The following is a 5,531-nucleotide window of genomic DNA, read 5'->3' as shown; positions in this document are numbered from 1 at the left end:
CGGCCCACGCCGGCTCTCGGCACCTACGCTGCCAGATTTCCATCAGATAAGGCTTAGCCGCGCCATCCATGGCGCGGATACCCCTGCCCAGCCCACCCGCCCGGCCTCTGACAGTTTCCGGGGGCGGCCACCCACGGAAAAGAAAAAAGAAGAGCAAAAGCAAAAGCCGGTCGCGCGCTGCGCGCGCTCGCTGCAGGGTCGGATCCGTTTTCCGCAGGAAAACGGCTCTGACCCCTTCTTTCCCCACCCGACATCAGAAACCGCTCTTGCTTCGGCCGTTGCCGTCCGCTCCGCCCATGAACCTGTCGAGGCCAGCCCACACCGCCCCGGCCCACCCACAGCACCAAAAAGCGCCAACGCTTCGGCTCTGGATCTGGCTCTGGCTCTGGCAGTTGCCGTGCGCTTCTGCCTGCCGCAGGCATCGGCCCCCCACCACCCGATACAATGGCCGTCTGCCGTACACCGGCATCCCGTCCCTGAGCCAAAGAGTTGCCCATGTCCATCGTCCGCATGACCGACCTCGACCTCTCCGGCAAGCGCGTGCTGATCCGCCAGGATCTGAACGTGCCGATCGAGAATGGCCGCATCACCTCCGAACAGCGCATCACCGCCTCGCTGCCGACGCTCAAGCGCGCGCTGGAACAGGGCGCCGCGGTGATGGTCACCTCGCACCTGGGCCGTCCGAAGGAGGGCGTGTGGAGCGAAGCCGATTCGCTGGCACCGGTTGCTGCGCGCCTGTCCGAGCTGCTGGGCCGTGAAGTGCCGCTGGTGCGCGACTGGGTGGACGGCGTGGACGTGCAGCCGGGCCAGCTGGTGCTGCTGGAGAACTGCCGCATGAACGTCGGCGAGGGCAAGGACGATGAAGCCCTGTCGAAGCAGTACGCCGCGCTGTGCGACGTGTTCGTGATGGATGCCTTCGGTACCGCACACCGCGCGCAGGCCTCCACCCACGGCGTGATCCGTTTCGCCCCGGTGGCCGCGGGCGGCCCGCTGCTGATGGCCGAACTGGACGCGCTGGCCAAGGCGCTGGACGCACCGGCCAAGCCGCTGCTGGCCATCGTGGCCGGCAGCAAGGTCAGCACCAAGCTGGAACTGCTGGCCAACCTGGTCGGCAAAGTCGACCAGCTGATCGTCGGTGGCGGCATCGCCAACACCTTCATCGCCGCGGCCGGCCACAAGGTCGGCAAGTCGCTGTACGAACCGGACCTGCTGGATACCGCCAGGAAGATCGTGGCCGACGCGCAGGCCCGCGGTGCAGCCATTCCGCTGCCGGTGGACGTGGTCACTGCCAAGCAGTTCCTGCCCGACGCCGCAGCGGAGGTGAAGGCGGTCGACGCCGTTGCCGACGATGACCTGATCCTGGACATCGGCCCGCAGACCGCGGCGCAGTATGCGCAGCTGATCGCGCAGGCTGGCACCGTGGTCTGGAACGGCCCGGTGGGCGTGTTCGAATTCGAAGCCTTCAGCAAGGGCACCGAAGCGCTGGCCCGTGCCATCGCCCGCTCCAAAGCGTTCTCCATCGCCGGTGGCGGTGACACCCTGGCGGCGGTGGACAAATTCGATATCGCCGGCGATGTCAGCTATATCTCCACCGGTGGTGGCGCGTTCCTGGAATTCCTGGAAGGCAAGACCCTGCCGGCCGTGGCCGCTCTGGCCGCGCGCGGCAGCTGATGTCGGGCCAATCGCAGCCGATCGGGGAAGGGCGTGCCACGCTCTTCTTCGACATGGATGGCACGCTGATCGATTCGGAAGTGGGCATCACCAGCTGTATTGCCTATGCGCTGCAGAAGATGGACCAGCCGGTACCACCGCAGGAAACCCTGCTGGGATGGATCGGTCCGTCGCTGCGCACCACCTTCACCCCGCTGTTCGGCGACGCGCAGCGGGTGGAGCAGGCGGTGGCGCTGTACCGCGAGCGCTTCGATGTGAAGGGCTGGCGTGAGCACACGGTCTATCCGCAGATCGAAGCGACCGTGCGTGCGCTGCATGCACGGGGTCATCGGCTGGCCGTGGTGACTGCCAAGAACGAGGTACATGCCCGCCGTATCGCCGAACATCTGCCGTTTGGCGAACTGTTCGACGACGTGATCGGGTCTACCCCGGATGGCTCGCGCAGCAGCAAGCCGCAACTGGTGGGCGAGGCCCTGCAGCGGCTGCAGCTGGATCCGGCGCACTGCTGGATGATCGGCGACCGCCGCATGGACATCGAGGGCGCGCGCTTCCACGGCGTGCGCAACGTGGGCGTGTTGTGGGGGTTTGGCGGCGAAGCCGAGCTGACCGAGGCCGGTGCGGGGCATCTGGCCCGTGAACCGGCGCAGCTGCTCACCCTGCTGGCCTGACCGACCCAGGGGTGGGATCCCTCTCCAAGGGAGAGGGCTCTGACCCCTCTGTCCGGGCCCCGTACAACGGCAGGAACCGGTTACATCCATTCCCTGTCCGGGCACTGTCCGCTCCATGTCCCGAAGAGTCAGGCGCCGCAAGGGTGTAACCGTATACATGGGGCGTGAAGGATGTGCTAATTTCCCCCCTTTCACGGGAGAGGCCCATTCACTATGTTCGAGCGTCAGCGTCGCACCAAGATCCTTGCCACCCTCGGTCCGGCGACCGACCCGCCGGGCGTGCTGGAGGATCTGTTCCGCGCCGGCGTGAACGTGGTGCGCCTCAACTTCAGCCATGGTGACCCGTCCGGCCAGGCCAAGCGCGCCGCCGACGTGCGCGCCGCCGCCGCCCGCGTGGGCGTGGAAGTGGGCATCCTGGCCGACCTGCCGGGCCCGAAGATCCGCATCGAGCGCTTTGCCGAAGGCAAGGTGTTCCTGAAGGCCGGTGACCGTTTCGACCTGATTGCCAGCGAAAGCGCCGGTCCCGGCGATGCCAGCCAGGTGGGCGTGAGCTACCTGGGGCTGCCGCAGGACGTGGGTCCGGGCGATGTGCTGCTGCTCGATGACGGCCTGATGCAGCTGCAGGTGGTGGAAGTGCAGGGTGATCGCATCATCAACACCGTGCTCAACGACGGTGCCCTGTCCGACCGCAAGGGCCTGAACAAGCAGGGCGGCGGCCTGTCGCTGGGCGCGCTGACCGAGCGCGACAAGGAACTGATCGGCATCGTCGCCAAGATCGGCGTGGACTTCATCGCCGTCTCGTTCTGCCGCAATGCGCAGGACATGAACGATGCGCGCGACATCGCCCGTTCGCACGGTTGCGATGCCGCCCTGGTGTCGAAGATCGAGCGCACCGAAGCCATCGAGAACCTGGAAGAAATCGTCGAGGCCAGCGACGTGGTGATGGTGGCCCGTGGCGACCTGGGCGTGGAAATCGGCGACGCCGAGCTGCCGGGTCTGCAGAAGAAGATCATCAAGGCCTCGCTGGCGCAGAACAAGGTGGTGATCACCGCCACGCAGATGCTGCAGTCGATGGTGGAAAGCCCCATTCCGACCCGCGCCGAAGTGCTGGACGTGGCCAACTCGGTCATCGACGGCACCGATGCGGTGATGCTGTCGGCCGAAACCGCCGCCGGTGCCTACCCGGTGAAGGCGGTCGAAGCCATGGCCCGCATCTGCCTGGGTGCCGAACGCCAGTTCCAGACCGACACCGACTTCAACGCCTCGCCGCGCAACCTGGAACGTGCCGACCAGGCCATCGCCATGGCCACCATGTTCCTGTCCCAGCACGTGGGCGTGCGCGCCATCGTGGCGATGACCGAATCCGGTGGCACTGCCCGTTACCTGTCGCGTTTCCGCGCCAAGGCGCCGGTGTTCGCGGTCACCCGCCATGACGGCGCCCGGCGCCAGATGGCGCTGATGCGCGATGTCTACCCGATCAACTTCGACAGCCGCGGCCTGACGCCGCGCGAAGCCGCCCGTGGCAGCATCCGCCTGCTGGTGGAATCGGAACTGCTGCAGGCCGGCGACCGTGTCGTGTTCACCAGTGGCGAGCACATGGAAACCCTGGGTGCCACCAACACCCTGCGTCTGCTGGAAGTGGGCGAAGACGGCCGCGCCAGCGGTCTGGGCGATCTGTAAGCGCAGCCGCCGGGCCAGGGTCAGAGCCCCGTTGGGGATCTGACCCCATGCCATACAGGGTCGGATCCCCGAAGGGGCTCTGACCCCATCGCGCCGGACATCCTTTGTCCTGCGCAGACATGGAATCGTTTCCATCCTGTCCTCCACGTCGGGGCAACGGGTAGCGGGGCTATAATCGCGTTTTTCCCGCACCCGCCACAGGAAATACATGAGCATCGAACAGCTGGCCGAAACCGCCCAGGCCATGGTCGCCCCGGGCAAGGGCATCATCGCGATCGACGAATCCACCGCTACCATCGCCAAGCGTTTTGCCAGCGTCGGTATCGAGAACACCGAGGAAAACCGTCGCGCCTACCGCGAGCTGCTGCTGACCACGCCGAAGCTCAACGAGCATATTTCCGGCGCCATCCTGTACGACGAAACCATCCGCCAGGCCACGAAGGACGGCGTGCCGTTCGCCAAGTACATGGCCGACCACGGCATGATTCCGGGCATCAAGGTGGACAAGGGTGCGCACCCGCTGGCCGGCTGCCCGGGCGAGCTGGTCACCGAAGGCCTGGACGGTCTGCGCGAGCGCCTGCAGGAGTACTACAAGCTGGGTGCCCGCTTCGCCAAGTGGCGTGCGGTCATCAACATCGGCGACAACACCCCGTCGGGCACCTGCATTGAATCCAACGCGCACGCGCTGGCCCGCTACGCCGCGCTGTGCCAGGAATGCGGCCTGGTGCCGATGGTCGAGCCGGAAGTGATCATGGACGGCGACCATGACATCGAAACCTGCTACGAAGTGACCGAAGCGACCCTGCGTTCGCTGTTCGACGCCCTGTACCAGCAGAACGTGCTGCTGGAAGGCACCATCCTGAAGGCCTCGATGGTCATTTCCGGCAAGGGCTGCGATGAACAGGCCGACGTGGAAGAAGTGGCCGAATCGACCGTGATGTGCCTGAAGAGCACCGTGCCGGCGATCCTGCCGGGCGTGGTGTTCCTGTCCGGTGGCCAGAGCGACGAGCAGTCCACCGCCCACCTGAACGCCATGAACCAGCTCGGCAACCTGCCGTGGCCGCTCAGCTTCTCCTACGGCCGTGCCATGCAGCAGGCCGCGCTGAAGCTGTGGGCCAAGGACATGAAGGGCAACTACGCCGCCGCACAGAAGACCGTGTTCGAGCGTGCCAAGGAAAACGGCCTGGCCGCACTGGGCAAGTGGAACGGCTGAGCCGCGCCACCGCCTGGGCAGTAAAGGACGCCGGCCTTGTGCCGGCGTCTTCATTTGCGGGTATCGTTGCGCTCCAGCGGGTGCCGTATCGGCGTCCGGTTTCCAGGGAAGAAGCAGCACATGCGCAAGGCCGCCATCGTGATCGCCATGGCCACGGCACTGACCGTGGCCGGTTGCAACCGCCTGCCGGGCAGCAGCGCCGAGGCGGGCAAGGTCCCGCCGCTGGCGCTGGACAAGCCGCTGTCCGGTGAGATCACCGCACGCAGCGCACTGAACTACAACGATGGCAGCCACTACCA

General features: G+C 66.4%; 4 protein-coding genes. All 4 read left to right on the top strand.

Going from position 1 to position 5,531, the window contains the following annotated elements:
• The first annotated feature begins 495 nt into the window (after positions 1 to 495).
• Positions 496 to 1,671 (top strand): phosphoglycerate kinase, encoded by a 1,176-nt coding sequence (locus tag RTY46_RS19095; RefSeq protein WP_312710360.1) that lies wholly within the window; start codon positions 496 to 498, stop codon positions 1,669 to 1,671.
• A complete protein-coding gene (locus RTY46_RS19090; RefSeq protein WP_312710358.1) occupies positions 1,671 to 2,339 on the top strand; it encodes an HAD hydrolase-like protein in 669 nt (222 codons plus the stop codon). Before RTY46_RS19095 ends, RTY46_RS19090 begins: the two co-directional genes overlap by 1 nt.
• A gap of 213 nt (positions 2,340 to 2,552) precedes the next feature.
• Positions 2,553 to 4,019: a pyruvate kinase gene (pyk, locus tag RTY46_RS19085; protein ID WP_312710357.1), complete on the top strand. Its 1,467-nt coding sequence runs from the start codon at positions 2,553 to 2,555 to the stop codon at positions 4,017 to 4,019.
• A gap of 208 nt (positions 4,020 to 4,227) precedes the next feature.
• Complete coding sequence (locus RTY46_RS19080; RefSeq protein ID WP_312710356.1) at positions 4,228 to 5,232, top strand: class I fructose-bisphosphate aldolase; 1,005 nt, start codon at positions 4,228 to 4,230, stop codon at positions 5,230 to 5,232.
• Positions 5,233 to 5,531 lie beyond the last annotated feature (299 nt).

The sequence above is a fragment of the Stenotrophomonas sp. genome (assembly GCF_032056425.1).
Taxonomy (GTDB): Bacteria; Pseudomonadota; Gammaproteobacteria; order Xanthomonadales; family Xanthomonadaceae; genus Stenotrophomonas.
The sequence above is the reverse complement of the archived record's forward strand: the minus strand, read 5'-3'. Positions and strand labels throughout refer to the sequence as shown.